Consider the following 22,483-nt stretch of genomic DNA (forward strand, 5'->3'; position numbering starts at 1 on the left):
GGTTATGCTGTTAAAAATGTTGACCTTTGAGCTGCGCTATTTTATTCGCCAGCCATCATTTTATGTTTGTAGCCTATTGTTTTTCTTGCTTTCTTTTTTAGCGACAGTCTCAGACAACGTGCAAATAGGGGGCAGTAACGTTAATGCTAATAGCCCATACACCATTATGATGGTGATTGCGGTTATGCTGATTTTTGGCTTGTTTGCAGTGGTGAACTTTATTGCATCATCGACAATTCGCAATGAAAGTGAGCGCATGTCCGAGCTGGTTTACTCCAAACCTATTAATGAAAAAAGTTATCACATTGGGCGTTTTTTTGGGGCATTTATAGTCACAACCTTGGTATTTGCCTTTGTACCATTGGGCGTTTTTCTTGGCACCTGGTTTGGCTCATTGGTCGGTTGGCTCAATCCCGAGTTACTAGCGCCCAATAGCCTCTCGTTTTATGTACAACCCTTTTTACTGTTGGCAGTGCCTACCTTGTTTGTGTTATCGGTAAGTTGCCATGTTGCTGCCTTGCGCTTTCGCACGATGATGGCGGTGTATATCGCTGCTGTAATTTTATTCATCGGTTACAACATCGTGTCTATCTATTTTGAGCGACCTGAGTTTCGCTTATGGGCAGCACTGCTGGACCCATTTGGCTTTGGCGCGTTTATGGATGCCACACGTTATTGGACTGTATCAGAGAAAGAAACGCAAACACTTGCCCTTGAAGGAAACCTTTTATACAACCGTCTTATTTGGTTAACTGCTAGCATCATCGCGTTTGCTGCGTTCGGGCTCAAAGCCGGTTTTCAAAATACAAAAGCGGACAAAAAGCCACTCACACCTTCTGCTTCTATGCTGAAGATGGCACAGCAAGCACTGGCAAATAATATTAGCGTACGAGCTAAGCGTATCAGCACTGGCAGTCAGTTCTGGTTGCGCACTCGTTTTGAAATTACCCAAGTGATTTTTAGTGCGCCGTTTATGATTTTAGCGGCGTTAACCTTATTTATGTTGATATCGCCGCTGTTGGTACCTGGGCAATGGTATGGCACTTCTAACTGGCCGCTAACTCAAGCGATGGTGCCACTGATTAACGGTGTCATGGGCATCTTTATGGTTATTATCTTGGTGTATTACAGCGCTGAGGTAGTGTGGCGCGAGCGCAGTTCTAATTTTGGCGATATCATCGACTCCTATCCAACCCATAACCTGGTCTTTTGGGGCTCCAAGCTGGTTGCTATCAGCTTAGTCTTAATCTTGCTTTATACCGCTGGCATGATGTTCACCATCACCTACCAGCTTATAAAGGGCCAGTTTAATATTGAGTTGGGTCAGTATCTATTTCGTTTAGGATACCTCACTGTATTGCCGCTGATTATGACCACAGTGCTGGCGTTCTTTTTCCAAGTGATCAGCCCAAACAAATACGTAGGGATGCTGCTGTTTATCATTTACTACGCGACTAACATGGTGCTCAGTAATTATGGCTTTAGCCATCATATGTATCGTTTTGCCTCTTCGCCAGCGGCACCATACTCAGATTTGAATACCTACGGTCACTTCTTAACAGCTGTGCACTGGTATAACGTGTATTGGTTAGGCTTAACCTTCATTCTCGCGGCGCTGGGATATGGGCTATGGCACCGTGGCCCGCAGCAAAGCCTAATGACTCGTTTGCGTTTGCTTGGCTATCACTTAGGGGGCAAGGGTAAATTCATTGCCACATTTGGCTTACTTGTGTTTGTTGCCAGTGGAGCATGGATTTATAACAACACCCGGGTGATAAATGAGTATCAAACCAAAGATCAGACTGAAGATTTACAAGTGCAATATGAGCAACAGCTGGTGCAGTACAAGGATGCGCCCATCCCGACGGTTACTAAGGTAGACGTTACGGCTGACATCTATCCTGCGCAGCGCCGCATTGTTGCTAAAGCAGATATCGAGTTTACCAATACCAGTGGTCAGCCTATCACGCGCTTTTTGGTTAGTAAGCCACGTTACTCTTCACAATGGGCGGTTACCCTTGAAGGAGGCAAGTTAGGTGAAGAGTTGAAAGACTTTAAGTCGTGGTGGTTTGAATTTGAAACTCCTTTGCAGCCTAAAGAAACACGAACAGGTGAAATATCGGTAGTGCGCGAACATCAAGGTTTCAAAAACAATGGTTTTGATACTCAACTCGTGGAGAATGGCACCTTTATCGATAACTATTCATTGTTCCCTGCATTCGGCTATCGCGAAAATTATCAATTAGCTGATCGCAACGAGCGTCGTAAGCGCGGCTTACCACAGCTGGAGCGTGCGAATAAATTAGAGGATAGCCATTACTATAACCAAAGCTTCTTTGGTCAAGGTGTAGGTTTTATCGACTTTAGCGCCACGATAACAACAGACATCGACCAGTTTGCTATTGCTCCGGGTTATTTGCAGCGTGAGGAAGTGGATAAAGAACAGGGGCGTCGTACCTTCCGTTATGAGATGGATGCGCCGATGGTGCACTTCTACAACATTATGTCTGCCGATCTTGAGGTTAAAAAAGAGCACCACAAAGGTATCAATATTGAGGTGTACTATCATCGCGATCATGGCTGGAATGTCGATACCATGATTGAGGCAACGAAAGATTCAATTGACTATTTCACCAAAGCATTTGGTCCATATCAGCATAAGCAACTGCGTATTTTGGAGTTCCCTGGCTATCGTTCATTTGCGCAAAGTTTTGCCAATACCGTGCCTTACTCTGAGAATATTGGTTTCATCACTGATTTACGCGATCCAGACGACATTAATGCACCTTATTATGTGACTGCTCATGAAGTGGCACACCAGTGGTGGGGGCATCAAGTTGGCGCGGCAAATGTGCAGGGCTCTGCTGTTATCTCGGAGAGTTTGTCACAGTACAGTGCGATTCAAGTGTTGCGCCAGAAGTATGGTGAGCAGAAGCTACGTAAGTTCTTGAAGTATGAACTAGACCGTTATCTTCAGCGTCGTACTTTGGAAGCCTATGAAGAAATGCCGCTCTATCGTTCTGAAAATCAGCAATATTTGCACTATCAAAAAGGTTCGATTGTGATGATGGCCATTGCTGATCGTATTGGTGTTGAAAGGACCAATAACGCTCTCAAAGCATTTCTTGAGCAATACCAATATCAAGCAGACCCGTATCCAACGACATTAGATTTATTGGCATTCTTAAAGTCTGGCGCTGATGACAAGGAGCAAGAGTTTATTGATGACCAATTTAAGCGTATTACCTTGTTTGAGTTATCTGTAGAAGATGTGGAAGTGGCTGAGCAGGCAAACGAGCAAGGTCAGTATAAAGTCACCTTGAATGTATCTGCGAAAAAAGCCTACGCCGATGGTGAAGGTAATGAAACTGAGCAGCCGATGGCACAATTGGTCGATATTGGTCTGTTCAGTGATGATCCTGAAAAACTGAGTGCAACTAACACTGTCTTATATTTGCAAAAGCATGAGCTTACATCTGGTGAGAACACTATCGAGGTGTGGGTAGATGAGAAACCCAAGTTCGCGGGTGTCGATCCACTGGTTAAGTTGGTGGACAGGGACAGTGCCAATAACATCAAGAAGTTGTAACTTTGTCAGTGCGTATCATCGGCAGTGTGTATATCCGTGATGCGCAATGACACTAACAGCGGATTATGATCTGAACTTTGGCGCTCCAGTGTGAGCGCCGATTCTATATTTACCCCGCGTAACCACACATGATCTAACGCCAAGCCAAATACTGTGGTGCGATGATCTGGAGTGAAGTCGACTTTTTCGAGCGACAATTTAGTGAGCTCTCGGTCAATTAATTGCGCGCGTTTGTTACTCCACGTATTTAAATCTCCAGCGAATATAACCGGCCCCTGATGTAAAGCTATCAAATCAGTTAGTTGCTTTAGTTGCTGCTGATAATCATTGACCCCCAAGGTAAAATTAATTCCATGCATGTTCACTACCAATAAACTGCCACCTGATTCTATCGGGTAACGGCTAACACTGGATGCTTTGGGGGTGCGCAGCCAAGGCTCACGCTGATGAAAGCGACAATTCAGCTGAGGCTGCCAATCGCTGAGCACCGAAAGGCCTGTTTGCTGGCGATAGCTTCTGTAACCAGGCGCAAATGAGGCGTATGGTTTGAGCGCGTTGATGTGTGGGTCGTCATAACTTTCTTGTAGCACTAGTATGTTCGCCTTTTCTGCGAGCTCTTTGAGATCAGGCAACAATTGCGGGTGCTCCGCTTTATAGATGTTCCAACTGACGAGCGTAAATCTCAGAGGTAGGCCTTGGCTATCAGACACGTATGGTTGCGTTAGTAGTTGCGCGCACTGCTCCACTGTATTTACGTTGTTTGGGGTCTCATGAGGTTGGACTGACTGCTGCCAAACAACAAATAACACGATAATCATGGTGATGAGACTGGGCAAAGGTGCTACATCCTTGAATTGCTGGTGGTAGGCTGTGTTATAGTGACAAAAAAATGTTTGAATGCAAAGTATGGCTGTTAAGACTCTCTCTCCCTTAGTTATGGGGTTTTGGCGTATGCTGGATTGGCAGCGTAGCCCACAAGAACACCTCGATTTTCTAGAGCAATGTATTGAACTCGGGATCACCGACACCGACCATGCCGATATTTATGGTCAGTATCAATGTGAAGCTGCGTTCGGTGAGGTATTAAAGTTAAAGCCTTCGGTGCGCGATCAGATTCAGATTATCACTAAGTGTGGCATCGTATTGCAGCAAGGTGACAGGGCGGTTCCGGGACATGTGAATCACTATAACTCCACACGTGAGCATATTATCAATAGTGCCCAGCAGTCGCTAAAAAACTTTCATACTGACCGCCTAGATTGCTTACTTATTCATCGCCCTGATTACTTGATGGATGCGGATGAAGTGGCTGAGGCATTCACGCAACTTAAACGCCAAGGTGATGTGTTGCATTTCGGCGTATCGAACTTTACTGCAAGTCAGTTTGCTTTGCTGCAATCTCGTCTTGATTTTCCTTTGGTGACTAACCAAATTGAATTTTCGCCCCATAACATGCAGGCATTGGATGACGGAACGCTGGATCAGTGCCAACAGCTGAATCGAACGCCTATGCTTTGGTCTCCGCTTGCTGGAGGGCGACTATTTGCAGGCGATGATGCAAAAGCGCAGCGGTTGCAACAGTGTTTAGCCCAAGTGGGTGAAGAGGTTGGTGCAAAAAGCATCGATCAAGTGGTGTACGCTTGGCTACTTATGCATCCAAGTAAACCCGCCATTGTGCTGGGTACGGGTAACATGAGTCGAGTACGCAGTGCTGTGGATGCTCAAACCTTAAGATTAAATCGAGAGCAGTGGTATCGCATTTGGGAAGCGTCTAAAGGGCACCCGGTACCATAAAAGAAAAAGGGCCTTTCGGCCCCGGTTTTGCAGCAACAATAGATGTTATGAATGCAGATGTGACTTTGAGCTGCTTATAGCTCAAAGTCTAAGCTGTATGATACGTATGCTTTTAAGTCGTCATCGGCATCTAGGTCAGTCTGTAATAGACCAAACGTAAAGCCAGACTTGCTGATGCTCACGCCATAATCGAGATAGCTGTCGTCTTCGCCGTACCACTCTTGCACTGTATCACCGCTAGAGTGACCCAGGTGAAACGCAAGTTCAGTGTCATTTAAAATTGTGAACGCCGCATTGAGTTCAAGATAAAGCATATCTTCTTCGCTTGTAGCATCATCTTCAGCGTTAGTTAGGTAGCTAACGCCAGCGCTTAGCCACTCCCAACTTACAGAGCCGTATAACTCACCAAAACCAATGTCACCAGCAGCATCTGGATAGGCGTAGTAGATGTACCCTACGTCGTAACCAATGCCTTCAGCCTCGCCAGAGAAACCTGCGTAAAAGTCCATTTCATAGCTAGTACTTGCTTCATCGCCGAAGTCGATGTTGGAAATCCAAGTACCTGCATAAAAACCGCTGTCGTTTGCGTAATCAACACCGCCTGATACCGCTGCGCTGTCTGCTGACTGAGTGATACCGCGCCAGTAGTAGTTAGAAGTAGCAGCAACATTGGCAGTTACGGCCGCTTGGCTCGCAAGTGGAGCTACTGACAGAGCGACTAACGCAATCGCCTTTGCAAGTTTGTTTTTGTTCATAGTCTCATTCCTGTTAATTTTTGCTATGTAAACTGTGTTACACACTCTGTATCGCAAAGGCTGTGCCAAGGTCGAAAATTAATCAGCCATAAGAATATAAAATGTTAATAATCAATAGCTTATATATAACCGATAAAGAGTGGCGAGTACGTGCACTTTCGCCATCTGCACCTTGGTGGTGCATATTTTATGCGCTTGCACCGAGTTATATCAGCCTGTATGCATAACTGAACTACATGGTGATGTTCAGTGCACGCTAGGAGAGTTAAAAAGAGGCTTTTAGCGTTAAAGTTGGGCGATGACCCTTTTGAAATTGGCATGATCAGGTAAGATAAACCTAGATTGTACTTAATTTAACTACACTTATGTCTGGCGACCGTTTTATTCCATTTCGTAAAAAGGACATCATCGCGCTGTGCGCAGATGGCCTAGGGGCAGATATTGATAAAACGCAATTTTCTGTGTTTTGCGCTTTATTAGTGAATCGAATTCATTTTGAGTATCACCAGCAACTTGAAAGCCTCAAAGATAACTTCGCCGCGTTTGATGCGCAAGGTGATACCCGCATATTGCTCGCTGCCTCAGCGCAAGAGAAAGCGCAATGCAGAGCCCGTTTTGCAAACGAGTTTGCTGATTTACTTGATAGCGCCAACTTCGAAAAAGTCACTGATGAAGACCTGCAAAATGCACTCAGCGAAGAGTCGTTGTTCAAGGTAAGACTGGAAGTCACCTTTGATGACTTTGAAGAAATGGTTTTTTATCGCCGCGGTGAAACACAAAAGACTGAGACCCTTCGTAGCTTTTGGGGGTTGCGTAAAAAGCAGGTGACGTTCACCAATTATGATAGAGTGGCCGTCTATATCACGTTCAAAGACGCTGAACACTTTGCTAATAAAAAGAAGGAGCCGTTAGGTTTTACGCCAGGTTCTACCATTATCAAGTTGTTCCAGAATGTGCCTAAAGCCGACTTGGAAATGCTCTTTCCTAACAGCGAAGTGCGCATGCGCCCCATTGATAAAGTCGTTATCGGTGGTTCTGCGGCCATAGGTGGTATCGTAGTGTTAGTCACCAAGCTTGGTGCATCCATTGTGTTGCTCGCTTCTTTATTGGCGTTTTGGTTGGGGTTGAACGACCAAGAGGTCGAAATCACCAAGAAGCACTTGATCACGTTTGGCATTGGTATGGGCGTGTTTGGAAGTTTTATCTTTAAAGAGTGGACCAAGTTTAAGAACCGCAAAATCCGCTTTATGAAGGCGCTTTCCGATAACCTTTATTTTAAGAATCTCGATAACAATGCGGGTGTGTTTCACACGCTCGTCGATGCAGCCGAGGAAGAAGACTGTAAAGAAGCTATATTGGCATATACCTTTTTACTCAATGCAGATAACCAAGGATTGAGCGAGGAGCACATTGATCAGCAAATCGAGCAATGGTTTGCACAGACACACAATTGCATCCTTGATTTTGACGTCACCGACGCCCTCGAGAAGCTTGTTCGCATGAACCTAGTGCAATGCACTGATGGGCGCTACAGTGCTCGCTCATTACCTGAAGCGAGCAAGATCCTAGATGATTATTGGGATAATTTGTATTGAGTATATTCAACCCTATGGAAGTTGTTATTTTCTTGCATATTAGGTTTGTTGATGTTTTATTGTTTAAAAATCATAGTCATTTTGAATGTTATAAAAGGATTTTAAGCGATGAAATTGAAAATTATACTTATTATTGCGTGTAGCTTTGCAGTGTTGTCGCTGAGTGCGAAGACCATTTCAGCAGACTTGGCTGGTTCTCCAACAAACCACCTTCAACTTTTGGCGAACAACTTTAATATGTTCATGGTAATAAACTTGGATAAAATTAGAGAAGATTCATTGAATCAAAATAAAGAGTTTGTTGAAACTTATTTTAGAGTGTCAGTTAGCAAAGATAATAAGCTTAATTTTCATGCTATCTATGAAGCACCCGTTACGTCAATTTCAAAAGATAAATGCCAAACCAAACTTAAGCATTACATCACCGAATCGAGGGAAAGGGCGGCAATTCCAATAGTTCAAGCGATCTCTTTCTTTTATCTAGAAGAATCTGATGTAGTAGAGCTTTTACAAGAGTCCACTTACTCACTTACTATCGCTGCCAAGGAAAACCGAGAGTTGCAAATTTCATGTAGCTAGGAAAGAACAAAGAGATAACAGTTACAACGACGGTTTCCGCAGCGTTCTTCGATGTACGCACCGAGTACTTGTATGGTTTAGCTGAAGTGACAGTCAAAGAAAGTGATGATGCGAGTGTATGGAGTACGTCGGATGTAGTTGATGATTTACGTCTATCCACTGAGAAGTCAGCATTTAAAAAGTTAATTCCAGAGCTTCAGAATGCATGGAGTGGAATCGTCAGCCAATATGCCTCCAAAGCTCAATAAATAAAAATCTGGATAATGTGCGAGAAAAAGCACTTCAATCATATCCATGAAGCGTTTACCACACAGTTGAATTAATGTTTTTAGGCTAAAGCCTGCCCCACAAGGGACTTTTGTGTGGTGTAGGCAAGGCTTTAGCCTTGCTTTTGTATGGTTTGAATTTGTTGAGTTTATAGCAAATTGTCAGGCTAAAGCCTGACCCACAAAAGCGAATATCGGCGCTTCGGCTAATTAACTCTATCCGAAAATTGCTCGCATCAAGCTAATGGTGTCGGCAACACTGCGGCCTTTTTCCACTTCCTTGATTATCGATTCACGTTTTACCCGAATGTGTTCTGGAATATCATCGTGTGCCAATGCTCGGTCGACTAACTGCTCAGCAGATTCTTTGCTGCGTTTTCTACCTGTGGTAGCGCTGCTTGATGCACTGCGTTTTGGTTTATGCAAAAGTTTAAAATAGTTTGATTGCTCGTTGGCATCTTTATCAAAGTGATAGAATAAGCAAGGCAGCAGTGCCTTGATGTGAACGAGTTGCTGTTCTAGTTCGCTCTCAGCATGGGCCATCGTGTACCAAGGCAGGCGTGAGATGGTTTGCACCACATCTTGCCAGTAACGTTCAAAATCGCGGTTAGTGAGTTTAGCAATGTTGAGTGCTGAGCATAGAGCATCTGTCTTTGCACTGGTGATGGGGGTGAATACGTCTGGGCGGCGCATCGCAAGAAGGCGCGTGGCAGGTGCTAAAGTGGGTTTATCTTCGCTACCTACAAACACATGAAGATACGCCATTACGAATGCTTGGTAGTGTTCAATTGATACCTCGCCTTCAAGAGGAATGTGCGCCAGTGCGGTATCTAAAGCGTGGGCTTGATCATCGAGTTGTTGATGAAATGCTTTAGCGCCTTTAGTGCTAGCGAATAGCTCGGCATCAAAGGTATACACACTTGGGTCGTGTGCTGCTGAGTGCTTCCCAGCAAAAGCTAATCGGTCTTCTTTGCTCATCGTGTGCAGCGGTTGATCTTTGATGCCGCTGACATGGGCCATTAATGACAGATGTTCATCGAGCAAGATGCGTGCTTTGTTCTGTGTAAGGTATTCACAAATGACAGGCCATGGGGCAATGCGCAGGGTTTTTAACTGTAAAAAGCTGATGGCCTCTTTAAGTAAGCTCTGCAACTTCTTTACGGTCGGTAGTTGTGATTGTTCGAGTAACTCAAAGTTAAGACGCTCGGTTACCACATCAAGTAACTCATATGCCCATCCAAGAAAATCGTCGGGATGATTCTCAACTTTAACCGCCATAAGATTGAGGCTAATGTCTGTCGCCTGCTTTAGGATGTTTTGATAAATCAAACTTTCTTGTTCGGCTAATGCCATTTTTGACGGGGAAATCAGCAACTTCTTCATGCTTAGTACAACTCACTTAACTAGATACAACAAAGCCCCACAGGCAGGGGGGCTGTGCATCATACTGAGATTGAGGGCCGTTGCAATATTGACTTTTGTTTATTTATTTTTGTACTGGCTTGTTGGTCGAGTGTATTCATAGCGCAGTAGTGGGTGTCCCCATTTTTCATATTGGTCGCACAGGGTAAAGCCTAGTCTTTCGATGATCTTAATCGAACCAATATTGTTCTCATCAGCTTCAGCGATAATGTGGTTGAGCTTGAGTGTGTCTAAGCCATAGTTAAATGCTGCTTTAGCCGCTTCAAAACCCAAACCTTGCCCCCAATATGCTGGTAACATGCGATAACCAAGATCAGTGCCCGGGTGCCCTGGGTCGTATTTTAAGCCGCAAAAGCCAATGAGTTTCTGATCTGCTTTATGGATTAAGGCGTAGCGGCCATAACCATACTTGGCATAATCACGCAGCCATATGTCGGTAATGATTTTTTTAGCGTCATCCAAGGTTTTTACTAATCCAGCATCGCCGGTGTAGCGCGTGACATGTGTATCGGCGTTAAAATCAAATACCGCTTGCGCGTCCTCAATGCGAAATTGGCGCATTTGCAAGCGCGGTGTATCAATGAGTACATCCATTGTAAATCCTTACTAAATACTCGTGCGTGTTGCTCTTTGCGCGCACTATAACTCACTCCTAGCATTAAAAGCGTAGATTTGAACAAAATTCATACCTCAAAGTTCAAAACGCCCTAGGTGAAGGGCATGCTATGCGCTATGCTTTTACCCTCACGATAAACCTCTAAGTGCTCACTATTAAAGGGAAAGATGTCAGTTTATAAATTTCTACCAGGACCCTATCAAACGGTACTGCTGTGCGCGATTGCATTTAATATTAGTCAGGTTGTAGCTGACGAAGTGGCTGTGTTTAGCGGCTATACGCTCGGTGCAAATGACGATGACACCATGGCTGCCATTTCCTATAGCGTCGACACCACTGAATCATTTCTGTGGTCTGACGGTTGGGTGTTTACGTATGGGGAATTTCATGGCTTGGATAAGTATTATGGCTGGGCTGATTTTTCAGATGTGTCATATTACTCCGCAGGTTTGTATTGGTCTGTATGGCAATCTGAACAAAGCCAACTGAGATTCGAGTTTGCGCCCACGTATGTCGATAGCAACTATTACTATGCACATTATGTAGGAAGTCGTTGGCACTTCATGAGTAGCGCAAGTTATCGCTACGACTTTGCACAGCTCCCTGTGTTTGCTGCTTTGCGCTATCAACATACATCAAATGGTGGTCTGGCGCCGCCTAATCCAGGAGTGGACGGTCTTGGATTACAAGTCGGGTATCGCTGGTAAGTAACACGCAAACAACTATCATCATAGATTCATTAAACTTAACTACAATGACCTAAGAGAACCAATAGGTTATGCTAACATTGTTGTCTTAAAAGGAACGAGGTTAAACATGAAAACCCTAGCTAAGGTATTAGGCGTTATCGTGATAGTGATCATCGGATTATTGATCGCCATCCCATTTTTTATTCCTGTCGATGCTATCTTCACCAAAGTGTCGGAGGAGGTAGAGAAAACCACTGGTCGTACACTCACCATCGGCGGTGACAAAGACTTGGCTATCTTCCCGTCACTACGTCTTGAACTCAATGATGTGAGTTTTAGCAATATGCAAGGTGGTTCACGTGCACAAATGGCGACTATGAAGCAGCTAGATATTCATATCCCATGGAGCACAGTTTTCTCTGGTGAGGTCAAAATTAATAAGTTTGTGATCCGAGAGCCAGATATTCTTCTTGAGACTAATGCGCAAGGTAAAGGTAACTGGCAGCTGTTTGATTCGGTGGCACAAGAGCAGCCAGAGCAACAATCTTCAGGGCAGATCTCTTTACCGGAAAGTTTTGATATTGAATTAGGTGAGGTGGCTATCTATGGTGGTCAGTTCACCTATGTTGATGGGCAATCGGGGGCGAAGCAACAGATCAACGATTTAGAATTAGCTGTGTTGTTAGAATCTTTGCGCAAGCCGCTAGAGCTTAAAGGTGGTATTACCTACATGGAGCAGCGTTTTGAGCTTGATGTGGTGGTCGATAACCCAATTAAAGCCATTGAAGGGCGCACCTTTTCAGTAACCAACGCCATTGAATCAAAGCTGGTTAACGTAAAGTTTAAGGGTGATATTGCCGAGCAAGGTAAAAATATCACAGGTGAGTTGCACGTCGATGGTGACTCAGTTAAAGAGTTAGCCAAATGGCAAGGCGTTACACTTGATGCCAAAGAGAATGCATTTAACGCGTTTAGTATTGATGGTGCAATGCAGTTCTCTGGCGAGACGTTCAGCATCTCTAAACTGGTTGCAAAATTAGACAAGTTGGCAATTGAAGGGTCAAGCTCGGTTAATTTAGGCGCCCGTTTGGCGGTCAAAGCCAACGTAGATTTAGGCATGTTAGACCTCAATCCATATCTTCCAGACCCGATTGAAACGCCTGAGCAACCAGCTGAAGATGCGCCAGCGCAACCTATTGTGTGGGATGACACTAAACTCGACTTATCTGTACTTAATGCGCTAGATGCGAATGTTGTGGTGCGCTCAAGTGGTTTGCAAGCGCGCGATATTACACTGGGTGCGAATCAATTTACGTTAAAGCTACAAAACGCTGTTGCTAATTTAAGCATGGATAAATTCCAAGCTTATGAAGGGCAAGGGCAGGGCAAAGTGAGCATCAATGCCAAACAAGCACCCTATAAAATAGAAACGGGCTTCAATTTAAAAGGTATAGATGCACAACCATTACTTACCGATGCGGTTAAATTCGATAAGTTAATGGGTAAGGGCTCATTACAGTGGCAATTAACTACACAGGGCCAGAGTCAGAAAGACTTTGTGAGCGCATTGGCGGGGTCGTTAGGCTTTAATTTTGCCGATGGTGCAGTAAAAGGCGCAAACGTTGCGGAGCTTGTTCGCCAGGCCAAAGAGTTGCTCTCAGGCAATACCGCGGCACTCTCTGAAGGCCTAAACACGGGTTATGATGAATCGCAAAAAACCGACTTTACAGCGCTGACTGGCACCATGACCTTTGTTAAAGGCGTTGGTACCAATGCAGACTTGTCGATGTTGAGCCCGTTGATCCGTGTCAGTGGTCAAGGTACGGTTGACTTACCTGCAACGAACGTGAACTACCGCCTAGTGACAGGCATTGTTGACTCTATTGAAGGACAAGGAACATCAGACGATAGCACCGGTTTTAAAATCCCAATGCGCATCAAGGGTCCTTTCCACGATGTGGGTATAAAGCTAGATGTTGCTGACGCAGCCAAAGAAGAAGCCAAAGAAAAAGTGAAAGATAAGGTCAAAGATAAACTCAAAGGCTTGTTTGGTGGATAATTGACCCCATATTTACTTTTACTAGCAGGGCGCCTCATGCGCCCTGTTTGTTTTATAAACAATTGACCCGCAGTGAAATTTGGTAAATGTGATGCCCGCATTCACCTTCGTTTTACTAAATTGCTAAGTAGTTACAGGGCATTGCCCCTTAAATTAATTAAAAATTAGCCTACCTTTTGCGCGTCATTGCTGATACAATTGCCCGCCCTCAGCAGTCAAGTGACATAAAAATCGCCTGATTATTGAGCGGAAAAGATATTTAATGCCTTAATTTTAAACGAATTAAGGCGAGTTGAAACTACACCGGAGCATCTAAAATGATCCAAATGCAAACTCAGCTGGACGTTGCTGATAACAGCGGCGCTCGCAAAGTGCAGTGTATTAAAGTCCTTGGCGGCTCACACCGTCGTTACGCATCGGTTGGTGACATCATTAAGGTTTCTGTTAAAGAAGCTATTCCTCGCGGTAAAGTGAAGAAAGGTGATGTTAAAAACGCAGTAGTTGTGCGTACCAAAAAAGGCGTTCGTCGTCCAGACGGTTCTTTGATCCGTTTCGATAGCAATGCTGCAGTTATCCTTAACGATAACCTACAGCCAATCGGAACTCGTATCTTCGGCCCTGTGACTCGTGAACTTCGTACTGAAAAGTTCATGAAGATCGTTTCACTAGCACCAGAAGTACTATAAGGAGTCGATCATGGCAGCAAAAATCCGTCGTGATGACGAAGTAATCGTACTAGCCGGTAAAGACAAAGGTAAGCGCGGTAAAGTGCTTTCAGTTGTAACTGAAACTGGTCGAGTATTTGTTGAAGGCGTAAACCTTATCAAGAAGCACCAAAAGCCTGTTCCTCAGTTGAACCAAGCTGGCGGTATTGTTGAGAAAGAAGCGTCTATCGACGTATCAAACGTTGCGATCTACAACTCGGAAACGGGTAAAGCAGATCGTGTGGGTTTCAAGTTTGAAGATGGCAAGAAAGTGCGTATCTTCAAATCTACTGGTAAAACTATTTAATAGTTGGAGTAGAAGATGGCGAAACTGCATGAAGTATACAAAGACAAAGTAGTAGCAGAACTTCAACAGAAGTTTGGTTATAGCTCTGTCATGCAAGTCCCTCAGATCGAAAAGATCACATTAAACATGGGTGTGGGCGAAGCCCTAGCTGACAAGAAAATTCTAGAAAACGCTGTTGCGGACCTAGAAGCAATCTCTGGTCAGAAGCCTCTAATCACTAAAGCTCGCAAGTCAGTTGCAGGCTTTAAGATTCGTGAAGGTTACCCAATTGGTTGTAAAGTAACCCTACGTGGCGAGCGTATGTGGGACTTTTTTGAGCGTTTGGTTTCAATCGCTATCCCGCGTATTCGCGATTTCCGTGGTGTAAGCGCTAAGTCTTTTGACGGTCGCGGTAACTACAGCATGGGCGTACGTGAGCAAATCATCTTCCCAGAAATTGATTATGATAAAGTAGATCGCGTTCGTGGTCTTGATATCACTATCACTACTTCTGCAAAAACGAATGATGAAGGCCGTGCGTTGTTAGAAGCGTTTAACTTCCCATTCAAGAAATAAGGGTAGGGTTATGGCAAAGAATTCAATGAAAGCGCGCGAAGCAAAGCGCACTAAACTAGTAGCACAGTACGCTGAAAAGCGTGCGGCACTTAAAGCTATCATCAGCGATGTTAACTCATCAGATGAAGAGCGTTGGGACGCGGTTCTGAAGCTTCAAAGCCTTCCGCGTGATTCAAGCCCTGCACGTCAACGTAATCGTTGTAACATCACGGGCCGCCCACATGGTTACCTTCGTAAGTTCGGCCTAAGCCGTATCAAACTACGCGAAGCAGCTATGCGCGGTGAAGTTCCTGGCCTTAAAAAGGCTTCTTGGTAATAGAATCACGGGAGTAAGACAATGAGCTTGCAAGATCCTATTGCGGATTTGTTCACACGTATCCGTAACGGCCAGACTGCGAAGAAGGTTTCTGTTTCAATGCCATCTTCAAAGCTGAAAATAGCAGTTGCTAAAGTGCTAACTGACGAAGGTTATGTATCTGGTTACTCTGTAACTGAAGGTGCTAAGCCTGAGCTTTCTATCGAACTTAAGTACTTCGAAGGCAAAGCTGTAATCGAAAACATCCAGCGTGTTAGTCGCCCAGGTCTACGTATCTATAAGAAACGTGACGAATTACCTAAGGTAATGGGTGGTCTAGGTATCGCTATCGTATCAACTTCTAAAGGCCTAATGACTGACCGTGCTGCACGTAGTGCTGGCGTTGGCGGTGAAATCATTGGCTTTGTAGCGTAATCGGAGGGGACTATGTCGCGTATAGCAAAGGCACCTATTAATGTTCCAGCCGGTGTAGAAGTAACGCTAAAAGGCCAGGACATCACAGTTAAAGGTAAGAACGGCGAACTTAGCCGTACGATCCACGAGGCTGTTGAAGTTTCATTCGAAGAGAACGTAATCAAAACGAACCCAGTTGAAGGCGTTGCTAACGCTTGGGCTCAAGCTGGTACTGCTCGTGCACTTATCAACAACATGATTGTTGGTGTGAACGACGGTTACGAGAAGAAGCTACAACTTGTTGGTGTTGGTTACCGTGCTGCGGTAAAAGGTAAAGTTCTAGATTTAACTCTAGGCTTCTCACACCCAGTAAACTTCGAGATCCCAGAGGGCGTCACTATTGAAGCTCCTAGTCAAACTGAGATCGTTGTTAAGGGCGCAGACAAGCAGCTAGTTGGTCAAACTGCTGCGAACATTCGTTCATACCGTGAGCCAGAGCCTTATAAAGGTAAAGGTGTACGTTATGCTGACGAACACGTGCGTCGTAAAGAGGCTAAGAAGAAGTAAGGTAAGACGATGGATAAGAAAACAGCTCGTCTACGTCGTGCTAAACGCACTCGTAGAAATTTTATTGAACAGGGCAAAATCCGCCTTGTTATCCACCGCACGCCACGTCACATCTACGCTCAAGTTATTAGCGCAGAAGGTAGTGTACTGGCTGCTGCTTCTACTGTTGAAAAAGCAATTGCTGAAACAGTTAAAGGCACAGGCAACATCGAAGCTGCGCAAGCAGTGGGTAAAGCAGTTGCTGAACGTGCGGCTGAAAAAGGCGTTAACGAAAGTATCGCTTTTGACCGCAGTGGCTTTAAATATCACGGCCGTGTGAAGGCGCTAGCAGATGCAGCGCGCGAAGCCGGTTTGCAATTCTAGGAGTAGACAATGGCTAACGTAGAAGCAAAGCAACAACAGCCTGATTTGGCTGAAAAGCTAATCGCGGTAAACCGTGTGTCTAAAGTGGTTAAAGGTGGTCGTATCTTTAGCTTCACTGCACTAACTGTAGTTGGTGACGGCGCAGGTAAAGTAGGTTTCGGTTATGGTAAAGCACGTGAAGTTCCAGCTGCTATTCAAAAAGCAATGGAAAAAGCACGTCGCAACATGATCAACGTAGAGCTTAAAGGTAATACACTTCAGCACCCTATCAAGGGTCGTCACGCTGGTTCTAAAGTGTACATGCAGCCTGCATCAGAAGGTACTGGTATCATCGCCGGTGGTGCGATGCGTGCAGTACTAGAAGTAGCTGGTGTACAGAACGTATTATCAAAAGCTTACGGTTCGACTAACCCGATCAACGTTGTTCGCGCAACAATTTCTGCTCTAGAGAACATGAAATCTCCAGAAGCAATTGCTGCGAAACGTGGTCTTAACGTTGAAGAGATTTTGGGGTAAGACACCATGGCAAACACAGTAAAAGTAACTCAAGTACGTAGCTCTATCGGTCGTTTACCGAAGCATAAAGCTACATTACGTGGCCTTGGTTTACGTCGTATCAACCACACTGTAGAGCTAGAAGATACGCCTTCAGTACGTGGTATGATCAACCAAGTTTCTTACATGGTTAAGGTTGAGGGGTAATTCGAATGAATTTGAATACACTTTCTCCTGCTGCAGGTTCTAAAACACCTAAGAAACGTCTTGGTCGTGGTATTGGTTCTGGTCTAGGTAAAACTGGTGGCCGTGGTCACAAAGGTCAGAAATCACGTTCAGGCGGTAAAGTACGCGTTGGTTTTGAAGGCGGTCAAATGCCTATGCAACGTCGTCTACCTAAGTTTGGTTTCACTTCACGTAAGTCGCTTGCGTCTACTGAAGTAAATCTATTCGAAATCGCTAAAGTTGAAGGCGATGTGGTAGATCTAAACGCGTTACAAGCAGCTGGTCTGGTTAAGAAGAACATCCAGTTCGTAAAAGTAGTAAAATCTGGCGAAGTTTCACGCGCGGTAACTGTTAAAGGTCTTAAAGTGACCAAAGGTGCACGCGAAGCGATTGAAGCTGCCGGAGGCAAGGTAGAAGAGTAAGGAAGTACTTTATGGCTAAACCAGGTCAAAATATGCAAAGTGCACAAAGTGGGCTTGCGGAATTGAAGCGTCGTTTACTATTTGTTCTCGGTGCTATCATCATTTACCGTCTAGGTTCATTCGTGCCGATCCCTGGGATTGACGCCGCTGTACTTGCCGAATTCTTCGAGCAACAAAAGGGCACCATTGTTGAGATGTTCAACATGTTCAGTGGTGGTGCGCTTGAGCGTGCTTCAGTGCTTGCACTGGGTATTATGCCGTACATCTCGGCCTCGATTATCATGCAACTATTAACGCACATACATCCTGCGATGATAGAGCTGAAAAAAGAGGGTGAGCAAGGGCGTAAGAAAATTAGCCAGTACACGCGTTACGGTACGCTCGTGCTTGCTACATTCCAATCTATCGGTATTGCCACTGGTTTACCGAACATGATGGAAGGGTTAGTAGTTAACCCAGGCTTTGGTTTCTATTTCACTGCTGTAGTGAGCTTAGTAACCGGGTGTATGTTCCTCATGTGGTTGGGCGAACAAATTACAGAACGTGGTATCGGTAACGGTATCTCAGTACTGATTTTTGTTGGTATCGTAGCTAACCTGCCGTCTGCTATTGGTTCGACAGCCGAAATGGCGCGCCAAGGTGAATTGAATATTTTGATACTAGCGTTGATTGCGGTAATCGTAATTGGCGTAACTTACTTAGTTGTGTTCTTCGAACGTGGTCAACGTCGTATCGTTGTTAACTACGCGAAGCGCCAGCAAGGTCGTCAAGTATATGCAGCTCAAAGCACACACTTGCCGTTAAAAGTTAACATGGCTGGGGTTATTCCACCAATCTTTGCTAGTAGTATCATTCTGTTCCCTGGTACAATTGCAAGCTGGTTCGGCCAGGGTGAAGGTCCGTTAGCTGATGTGCTACAAGCTATTTCTACAGCGTTGACTCCAGGTCAGCCTCTGTATGCGATAGTATTGTCCGCAGCTATTATCTTCTTCTGCTTTTTCTATACTGCGTTGGTTTTCAACCCGCGTGAAACTGCAGATAACCTGAAGAAGTCTGGCGCATTTATTCCAGGTATTCGTCCAGGTGAGCAGACATCGAAATACATTGATAAAGTGATGACACGCCTGACATTGGCAGGTGCATTGTATATTACCTTTATCTGTCTGGTGCCCGAGTTTATGACAATGGCATGGCAAACGCCATTCTACTTCGGCGGTACATCAATTTTGATTATCGTTGTTGTGATCATGGACTTTATGGCACAAGTACAGACCCATCTGATGTCACATCAGTATGATTCTGTGCTGAAAAAAGCAAACCTTAAAGGCTATGGCCGATAAGGTCGGTTTACGGAGTTGAGTAATGAAAGTACGTGCTTCCGTTAAGAAAATCTGCCGTAACTGCAAAGTAATCAAGCGTGCTGGTGTAGTACGTGTGATCTGCAGTGAGCCTAAGCACAAGCAAAGGCAAGGCTAATTAAACAGTCATGCAGGCTGAGTATCCTACTCGGCCTGTGTTTTTCATTGTAGTTTGGTTATCGCTTGAGTATCCTTACGGGCTTTTCAAGAAGATGATTACCAAACTTAAAAATAGGAGATGTGTTAGTGGCCCGTATAGCTGGCATTAACGTTCCTGATCATAAACATGCAGTTATTGGTTTAACTTCAATTTATGGTGTAGGTAAAACTCGCGCTAAGGCGATCTTAGCTGCGACTGGTATCGCCGAGACTACAAAAATCGGTGAACTTTCTGACGAAACACTTGACGTACTTCGTGAAGAAGTTGGCAAGTACACTGTAGAAGGTGATCTTCGTCGTGAAGTTACTTTGAACATCAAGCGTCTTATGGACCTTGGTTGCTTCCGTGGCTTACGTCATCGTCGTTCGCTACCACTTCGTGGTCAGCGTACTAAGACTAACGCGCGTACTCGTAAGGGTCCTCGCAAGCCTATCAAGAAATAAGGTGGGGTAAGTTATGGCTAAAGCACCAATTCGTCGTAAGAAGGTAAAAAAGCAAGTTGCTGATGGTATGGCTCACGTTCATGCTTCTTTCAACAACACTATTGTTACTATTACAGACCGTCAAGGTAATGCGCTTTCATGGGCAACAGCAGGTGGTTCAGGTTTCCGTGGTTCACGTAAATCAACTCCATTCGCTGCTCAGGTAGCTGCAGAGCGTGCAGGTACTGCTGCTCAAGAATACGGTTTAAAGAACCTAGAAGTTTTCATTAAAGGTCCAGGTCCAGGCCGTGAGTCTGCTGTACGTGCATTGAACGCTGCTGGTTTCCGTATCACCAACATTACTGACGTGACGCCAATTCCACACAATGGTTGTCGTCCACCGAAGAAACGTCGCGTATAACAATAGGTTAGGAGAAAGAACATGGCAAGATATTTGGGCCCTAAGCTCAAGCTAAGTCGTCGTGAAGGTACTGACCTGTTCCTTAAGAGCGGCGTACGAGCTATCGACTCTAAGTGTAAACTTGAAACTGCACCAGGTCAGCACGGCGCTCGCAAGGGTCGTCTATCTGACTACGGTCTACAGCTACGTGAAAAGCAAAAGGTTCGTCGTATGTACGGCATCCTTGAAAAGCAATTCCGTAACTACTACAAAGAAGCTGCTCGCCTTAAGGGCAACACAGGTGAAAACCTACTTCAGCTTCTAGAGCAACGTCTAGACAATGTTGTATATCGCATGGGTTTTGCAAGCACGCGTGCTGAAGCACGTCAGCTAGTAAGCCACAAAGCGGTAATGGTTAATGGTCGTGTTGTTAACATTCCTTCTTTCAACGTTTCTCCTGAAGATCAGGTTGAAATCCGTGAGAAGTCTAAGAAACAAGCGCGTATCGTAGCAGCTCTAGAATTGGCTGAGCAACGTGAAAAGCCAACTTGGGTTGAAGTTGACGGTAAGAAAATGGAAGGTACTTTCAAGCGCCTACCAGAGCGTTCTGATCTGTCTGCGGACATTAACGAACAACTAATCGTCGAACTTTACTCGAAGTAAAGTTAAGAGTTAAGAGAGGATAAAATGCAGGGTTCTGTAACCGAATTCCTAAAACCAAGGTTAGTCGATATCGACGCTATCAACCCAACTCGTTCTAAAGTGGTTCTTGAGCCATTGGAGCGTGGTTTTGGTCACACTCTAGGAAACGCACTACGTCGTATTCTGTTGTCATCTATGCCTGGATGTGCAGTTACTGAGGTAGAAATCGATGGCGTTTTACATGAGTACAGCGCGAAAGAAGGCGTACAAGAAGACATCATTGAAATCTTGCTAAATCTGAAAGGATTGGCAGTTAACATCGAAGGTAAAGATGAAGTTTTTCTTACCCTGACTAAATCTGGTGTAGGCCCTGTGACTGCGGCAGATATTCAGCACGATGGCGACGTAACAATCGCTAACCCTGATCACGTAATTTGTCACCTTACGACAAATAACAGCGAGATCAGCATGCGTATTCGTGTTGAGCGTGGTCGTGGTTATGTACCAGCTTCTAGCCGCGTATCCTCTGAAGACGATGAGCGTCCAATCGGCCGTCTGTTGCTTGATGCATCATTCAGTCCGGTTGAGCGTATTGCGTACTCGGTTGAATCAGCACGTGTTGAACAACGTACTGACCTAGACAAGTTAATCATTGATATGGAAACGAACGGCACTTTAGATCCTGAAGAAGCGATCCGCCGTGCGTCAACTATTCTTGCTGAGCAATTAGAAGCATTCGTAGATTTACGTGATGTTTCTGAGCCAGAAGAGAAAGAAGAGAAGCCAGAATTCGATCCTATTCTGCTTCGTCCAGTTGATGATCTTGAGCTAACAGTTCGTTCAGCAAACTGCTTGAAAGCCGAGCAAATTCAATATATCGGTGATTTAGTTCAGCGTACCGAAGTTGAGCTTCTTAAAACACCTAACTTAGGTAAGAAGTCTCTAACTGAGATCAAAGACGTGCTTGCATCACGTGGTCTTTCTCTAGGCATGCGCCTAGAAAACTGGCCGCCAGCAAGCTTAGCTGAGTAATCTAAATCACTATATTTAGTTTAGTTAGAAGGATAGGGTCATGCGCCATCGTAAGAGTGGTCGTCAATTAAACCGTAACAGCAGCCATCGCAAAGCGATGTTCAGCAATATGGCTGGTTCTTTGGTGAAGCACGAAATCATCAAAACAACATTGCCTAAAGCGAAAGAGCTGCGCCGTGTAATTGAACCTTTAATCACACTGGCTAAGACTGATAGCGTTGCAAACCGCCGTTTAGCGTTTGCTCGCACGCGTGATAAAGAAGTTGTTGGTAAGTTGTTCAGCGAGATTGGTCCTCGCTACGAAAGCCGTCCTGGTGGCTACACTCGTATTTTGAAGTGTGGTTTCCGTGCTGGCGACAACGCACCAATGGCTTACATTGAACTAGTAGATCGCCCAGTTGCGACCGAAGAAGTTCAAGAAGACGCGCAGTCTGCAGAGTAAGTCTTAAAAAGACACAAAAAGCCGAGCTTATGCTCGGCTTTTTCTTTATATGGCCAAAATAAAATATCTCTCTTCTATATATAGCTATATATGTATCTCTTCTTATCTTATTTAATGCTTTAAATGTAATAAATAAGATCTAAATTAGATCGTTAAGTGTTAAATATGGCCACTTTAGGTTTATTTTTGTTCAAACGATCCATTTTTAGCAATTTTCTTTAAAAAAGGGGTTGCGTCGAAATCGAATCTCCCTATAATGCGCATCCACCGACACGGCGGACTGCTTACAAACAAGCGATACGACGAGTTGGTTGAG

General features: G+C 44.7%; 27 protein-coding genes. 23 read left to right on the plus strand and 4 right to left on the minus strand.

Annotated elements, in window-relative coordinates:
• Positions 1 to 4 precede the first annotated feature (4 nt).
• Positions 5 to 3,589: an ABC transporter permease/M1 family aminopeptidase gene (locus AAEU32_RS14445; RefSeq protein WP_421971246.1), complete on the plus strand. Its 3,585-nt coding sequence runs from the start codon at positions 5 to 7 to the stop codon at positions 3,587 to 3,589.
• A gap of 5 nt (positions 3,590 to 3,594) precedes the next feature.
• Here the strand turns inward: AAEU32_RS14445 and AAEU32_RS14450 are convergent, their stop codons facing one another.
• On the minus strand, positions 3,595 to 4,425 hold the full coding sequence (locus tag AAEU32_RS14450) for an endonuclease/exonuclease/phosphatase family protein (RefSeq protein ID WP_421971247.1): 831 nt from the start codon (positions 4,423 to 4,425) through the stop codon (positions 3,595 to 3,597).
• A gap of 70 nt (positions 4,426 to 4,495) precedes the next feature.
• On the opposite strand from AAEU32_RS14450, the gene AAEU32_RS14455 reads away from it, so the two are divergent.
• Positions 4,496 to 5,383 (plus strand): aldo/keto reductase, encoded by an 888-nt coding sequence (locus AAEU32_RS14455; protein WP_421971248.1) that lies wholly within the window; start codon positions 4,496 to 4,498, stop codon positions 5,381 to 5,383.
• A gap of 74 nt (positions 5,384 to 5,457) precedes the next feature.
• Here AAEU32_RS14455 and AAEU32_RS14460 read toward each other — a convergent pair whose 3' ends face one another.
• Positions 5,458 to 6,138, minus strand: a complete 681-nt coding sequence (locus AAEU32_RS14460) for a TorF family putative porin (RefSeq protein WP_421971249.1) — start codon at positions 6,136 to 6,138, stop codon at positions 5,458 to 5,460.
• Positions 6,139 to 6,503: 365 nt separating this feature from the next.
• Between AAEU32_RS14460 and AAEU32_RS14465 the strand changes: the two genes are divergently transcribed.
• Together AAEU32_RS14465 and AAEU32_RS14470 are read left to right on the plus strand one after the other, a co-directional pair.
• Positions 6,504 to 7,733 (plus strand): TMEM143 family protein, encoded by a 1,230-nt coding sequence (locus AAEU32_RS14465; RefSeq protein WP_421971250.1) that lies wholly within the window; start codon positions 6,504 to 6,506, stop codon positions 7,731 to 7,733.
• A 108-nt stretch (positions 7,734 to 7,841) separates the two neighbouring features.
• The gene (locus tag AAEU32_RS14470; RefSeq protein ID WP_421971251.1) at positions 7,842 to 8,312 is read left to right on the plus strand and encodes a hypothetical protein; all 471 of its coding nucleotides are present in this window, start codon (positions 7,842 to 7,844) and stop codon (positions 8,310 to 8,312) included.
• Positions 8,313 to 8,794: 482 nt separating this feature from the next.
• Here the strand turns inward: AAEU32_RS14470 and AAEU32_RS14475 are convergent, their stop codons facing one another.
• Together AAEU32_RS14475 and AAEU32_RS14480 are read right to left on the minus strand one after the other, a co-directional pair.
• Positions 8,795 to 9,961 carry a hypothetical protein gene (locus AAEU32_RS14475; protein WP_421971252.1) on the minus strand — a complete coding sequence of 389 codons (1,167 nt, stop codon included), beginning with the start codon at positions 9,959 to 9,961 and terminating at the stop codon, positions 8,795 to 8,797.
• A gap of 99 nt (positions 9,962 to 10,060) precedes the next feature.
• Positions 10,061 to 10,594, minus strand: coding sequence for a GNAT family N-acetyltransferase (locus AAEU32_RS14480; RefSeq protein WP_421971253.1), 534 nt, complete (start codon positions 10,592 to 10,594; stop codon positions 10,061 to 10,063).
• A 189-nt stretch (positions 10,595 to 10,783) separates the two neighbouring features.
• Here AAEU32_RS14480 and AAEU32_RS14485 point away from each other — a divergent pair, with 189 nt between their 5' ends.
• From AAEU32_RS14485 to rplQ, 19 genes are all read left to right on the plus strand, one after another.
• Positions 10,784 to 11,323 carry an acyloxyacyl hydrolase gene (locus AAEU32_RS14485; protein WP_421971254.1) on the plus strand — a complete coding sequence of 180 codons (540 nt, stop codon included), beginning with the start codon at positions 10,784 to 10,786 and terminating at the stop codon, positions 11,321 to 11,323.
• Between the two features lie 109 nt (positions 11,324 to 11,432).
• Positions 11,433 to 13,364: an AsmA family protein gene (locus AAEU32_RS14490; protein ID WP_421971255.1), complete on the plus strand. Its 1,932-nt coding sequence runs from the start codon at positions 11,433 to 11,435 to the stop codon at positions 13,362 to 13,364.
• A gap of 317 nt (positions 13,365 to 13,681) precedes the next feature.
• Positions 13,682 to 14,050 (plus strand): 50S ribosomal protein L14, encoded by a 369-nt coding sequence (gene rplN / locus AAEU32_RS14495; RefSeq protein ID WP_105189441.1) that lies wholly within the window; start codon positions 13,682 to 13,684, stop codon positions 14,048 to 14,050.
• Between the two features lie 10 nt (positions 14,051 to 14,060).
• Entirely contained in the window at positions 14,061 to 14,375 is a 315-nt protein-coding gene (gene rplX, locus AAEU32_RS14500; RefSeq protein WP_105189440.1) for a 50S ribosomal protein L24, read from the plus strand.
• Positions 14,376 to 14,390: 15 nt separating this feature from the next.
• Positions 14,391 to 14,930 (plus strand): 50S ribosomal protein L5, encoded by a 540-nt coding sequence (gene rplE / locus AAEU32_RS14505; protein WP_105189439.1) that lies wholly within the window; start codon positions 14,391 to 14,393, stop codon positions 14,928 to 14,930.
• 10 nt (positions 14,931 to 14,940) lie between these two features.
• Positions 14,941 to 15,246, plus strand: coding sequence for a 30S ribosomal protein S14 (gene rpsN / locus AAEU32_RS14510; RefSeq protein WP_105189438.1), 306 nt, complete (start codon positions 14,941 to 14,943; stop codon positions 15,244 to 15,246).
• A gap of 21 nt (positions 15,247 to 15,267) precedes the next feature.
• Positions 15,268 to 15,660 (plus strand): 30S ribosomal protein S8, encoded by a 393-nt coding sequence (rpsH, locus tag AAEU32_RS14515; protein ID WP_421971256.1) that lies wholly within the window; start codon positions 15,268 to 15,270, stop codon positions 15,658 to 15,660.
• 12 nt (positions 15,661 to 15,672) lie between these two features.
• A complete protein-coding gene (rplF, locus tag AAEU32_RS14520; RefSeq protein ID WP_421971257.1) occupies positions 15,673 to 16,206 on the plus strand; it encodes a 50S ribosomal protein L6 in 534 nt (177 codons plus the stop codon).
• 9 nt (positions 16,207 to 16,215) lie between these two features.
• Positions 16,216 to 16,569, plus strand: a complete 354-nt coding sequence (gene rplR, locus AAEU32_RS14525) for a 50S ribosomal protein L18 (protein WP_347391979.1) — start codon at positions 16,216 to 16,218, stop codon at positions 16,567 to 16,569.
• 9 nt (positions 16,570 to 16,578) lie between these two features.
• Positions 16,579 to 17,085 (plus strand): 30S ribosomal protein S5, encoded by a 507-nt coding sequence (rpsE, locus tag AAEU32_RS14530; RefSeq protein ID WP_421971258.1) that lies wholly within the window; start codon positions 16,579 to 16,581, stop codon positions 17,083 to 17,085.
• Positions 17,086 to 17,091: 6 nt separating this feature from the next.
• The gene (gene rpmD, locus AAEU32_RS14535) at positions 17,092 to 17,271 is read left to right on the plus strand and encodes a 50S ribosomal protein L30 (RefSeq protein WP_105189433.1); all 180 of its coding nucleotides are present in this window, start codon (positions 17,092 to 17,094) and stop codon (positions 17,269 to 17,271) included.
• A gap of 5 nt (positions 17,272 to 17,276) precedes the next feature.
• A complete protein-coding gene (gene rplO / locus AAEU32_RS14540) occupies positions 17,277 to 17,711 on the plus strand; it encodes a 50S ribosomal protein L15 (protein WP_105189432.1) in 435 nt (144 codons plus the stop codon).
• A gap of 11 nt (positions 17,712 to 17,722) precedes the next feature.
• Positions 17,723 to 19,051: a preprotein translocase subunit SecY gene (gene secY / locus AAEU32_RS14545; protein ID WP_421971259.1), complete on the plus strand. Its 1,329-nt coding sequence runs from the start codon at positions 17,723 to 17,725 to the stop codon at positions 19,049 to 19,051.
• A 22-nt stretch (positions 19,052 to 19,073) separates the two neighbouring features.
• Positions 19,074 to 19,187: a 50S ribosomal protein L36 gene (gene rpmJ / locus AAEU32_RS14550; RefSeq protein ID WP_002959476.1), complete on the plus strand. Its 114-nt coding sequence runs from the start codon at positions 19,074 to 19,076 to the stop codon at positions 19,185 to 19,187.
• A gap of 128 nt (positions 19,188 to 19,315) precedes the next feature.
• Complete coding sequence (gene rpsM / locus AAEU32_RS14555; RefSeq protein WP_105189430.1) at positions 19,316 to 19,672, plus strand: 30S ribosomal protein S13; 357 nt, start codon at positions 19,316 to 19,318, stop codon at positions 19,670 to 19,672.
• 13 nt (positions 19,673 to 19,685) lie between these two features.
• Entirely contained in the window at positions 19,686 to 20,072 is a 387-nt protein-coding gene (rpsK, locus tag AAEU32_RS14560) for a 30S ribosomal protein S11 (RefSeq protein WP_022943956.1), read from the plus strand.
• 21 nt (positions 20,073 to 20,093) lie between these two features.
• Complete coding sequence (rpsD, locus tag AAEU32_RS14565; protein ID WP_421971260.1) at positions 20,094 to 20,714, plus strand: 30S ribosomal protein S4; 621 nt, start codon at positions 20,094 to 20,096, stop codon at positions 20,712 to 20,714.
• A 24-nt stretch (positions 20,715 to 20,738) separates the two neighbouring features.
• Positions 20,739 to 21,725, plus strand: coding sequence for a DNA-directed RNA polymerase subunit alpha (locus tag AAEU32_RS14570; RefSeq protein WP_105189428.1), 987 nt, complete (start codon positions 20,739 to 20,741; stop codon positions 21,723 to 21,725).
• Positions 21,726 to 21,765: 40 nt separating this feature from the next.
• A complete protein-coding gene (gene rplQ, locus AAEU32_RS14575; protein WP_105200316.1) occupies positions 21,766 to 22,167 on the plus strand; it encodes a 50S ribosomal protein L17 in 402 nt (133 codons plus the stop codon).
• Positions 22,168 to 22,483 lie beyond the last annotated feature (316 nt).

It is taken from the genome of Pseudoalteromonas maris, assembly GCF_049257235.1.
Lineage (GTDB): Bacteria > Pseudomonadota > Gammaproteobacteria > Enterobacterales > Alteromonadaceae > Pseudoalteromonas.

Excerpts from the sequence above, each read along its gene's own strand:
- AAEU32_RS14445 (WP_421971246.1), top strand. The coding sequence starts at position 5 with ATGCTGTTAAAAATGTTGACCTTTGAGCTGCGCTATTTTATTCGCCAG.
- AAEU32_RS14455 (WP_421971248.1), top strand. The coding sequence starts at position 4,496 with ATGGCTGTTAAGACTCTCTCTCCCTTAGTTATGGGGTTTTGGCGTATG.
- AAEU32_RS14460 (WP_421971249.1), bottom strand. The coding sequence starts at position 6,138 with ATGAACAAAAACAAACTTGCAAAGGCGATTGCGTTAGTCGCTCTGTCA.
- AAEU32_RS14465 (WP_421971250.1), top strand. The coding sequence starts at position 6,504 with ATGTCTGGCGACCGTTTTATTCCATTTCGTAAAAAGGACATCATCGCG.
- AAEU32_RS14470 (WP_421971251.1), top strand. The coding sequence starts at position 7,842 with ATGAAATTGAAAATTATACTTATTATTGCGTGTAGCTTTGCAGTGTTG.
- AAEU32_RS14475 (WP_421971252.1), bottom strand. The coding sequence starts at position 9,961 with ATGAAGAAGTTGCTGATTTCCCCGTCAAAAATGGCATTAGCCGAACAA.
- AAEU32_RS14480 (WP_421971253.1), bottom strand. The coding sequence starts at position 10,594 with ATGGATGTACTCATTGATACACCGCGCTTGCAAATGCGCCAATTTCGC.
- AAEU32_RS14485 (WP_421971254.1), top strand. The coding sequence starts at position 10,784 with ATGTCAGTTTATAAATTTCTACCAGGACCCTATCAAACGGTACTGCTG.
- AAEU32_RS14490 (WP_421971255.1), top strand. The coding sequence starts at position 11,433 with ATGAAAACCCTAGCTAAGGTATTAGGCGTTATCGTGATAGTGATCATC.
- rplN (WP_105189441.1), top strand. The coding sequence starts at position 13,682 with ATGATCCAAATGCAAACTCAGCTGGACGTTGCTGATAACAGCGGCGCT.
- rplX (WP_105189440.1), top strand. The coding sequence starts at position 14,061 with ATGGCAGCAAAAATCCGTCGTGATGACGAAGTAATCGTACTAGCCGGT.
- rplE (WP_105189439.1), top strand. The coding sequence starts at position 14,391 with ATGGCGAAACTGCATGAAGTATACAAAGACAAAGTAGTAGCAGAACTT.
- rpsN (WP_105189438.1), top strand. The coding sequence starts at position 14,941 with ATGGCAAAGAATTCAATGAAAGCGCGCGAAGCAAAGCGCACTAAACTA.
- rpsH (WP_421971256.1), top strand. The coding sequence starts at position 15,268 with ATGAGCTTGCAAGATCCTATTGCGGATTTGTTCACACGTATCCGTAAC.
- rplF (WP_421971257.1), top strand. The coding sequence starts at position 15,673 with ATGTCGCGTATAGCAAAGGCACCTATTAATGTTCCAGCCGGTGTAGAA.
- rplR (WP_347391979.1), top strand. The coding sequence starts at position 16,216 with ATGGATAAGAAAACAGCTCGTCTACGTCGTGCTAAACGCACTCGTAGA.
- rpsE (WP_421971258.1), top strand. The coding sequence starts at position 16,579 with ATGGCTAACGTAGAAGCAAAGCAACAACAGCCTGATTTGGCTGAAAAG.
- rpmD (WP_105189433.1), top strand. The coding sequence starts at position 17,092 with ATGGCAAACACAGTAAAAGTAACTCAAGTACGTAGCTCTATCGGTCGT.
- rplO (WP_105189432.1), top strand. The coding sequence starts at position 17,277 with ATGAATTTGAATACACTTTCTCCTGCTGCAGGTTCTAAAACACCTAAG.
- secY (WP_421971259.1), top strand. The coding sequence starts at position 17,723 with ATGGCTAAACCAGGTCAAAATATGCAAAGTGCACAAAGTGGGCTTGCG.
- rpmJ (WP_002959476.1), top strand. The coding sequence starts at position 19,074 with ATGAAAGTACGTGCTTCCGTTAAGAAAATCTGCCGTAACTGCAAAGTA.
- rpsK (WP_022943956.1), top strand. The coding sequence starts at position 19,686 with ATGGCTAAAGCACCAATTCGTCGTAAGAAGGTAAAAAAGCAAGTTGCT.
- rpsD (WP_421971260.1), top strand. The coding sequence starts at position 20,094 with ATGGCAAGATATTTGGGCCCTAAGCTCAAGCTAAGTCGTCGTGAAGGT.
- AAEU32_RS14570 (WP_105189428.1), top strand. The coding sequence starts at position 20,739 with ATGCAGGGTTCTGTAACCGAATTCCTAAAACCAAGGTTAGTCGATATC.
- rplQ (WP_105200316.1), top strand. The coding sequence starts at position 21,766 with ATGCGCCATCGTAAGAGTGGTCGTCAATTAAACCGTAACAGCAGCCAT.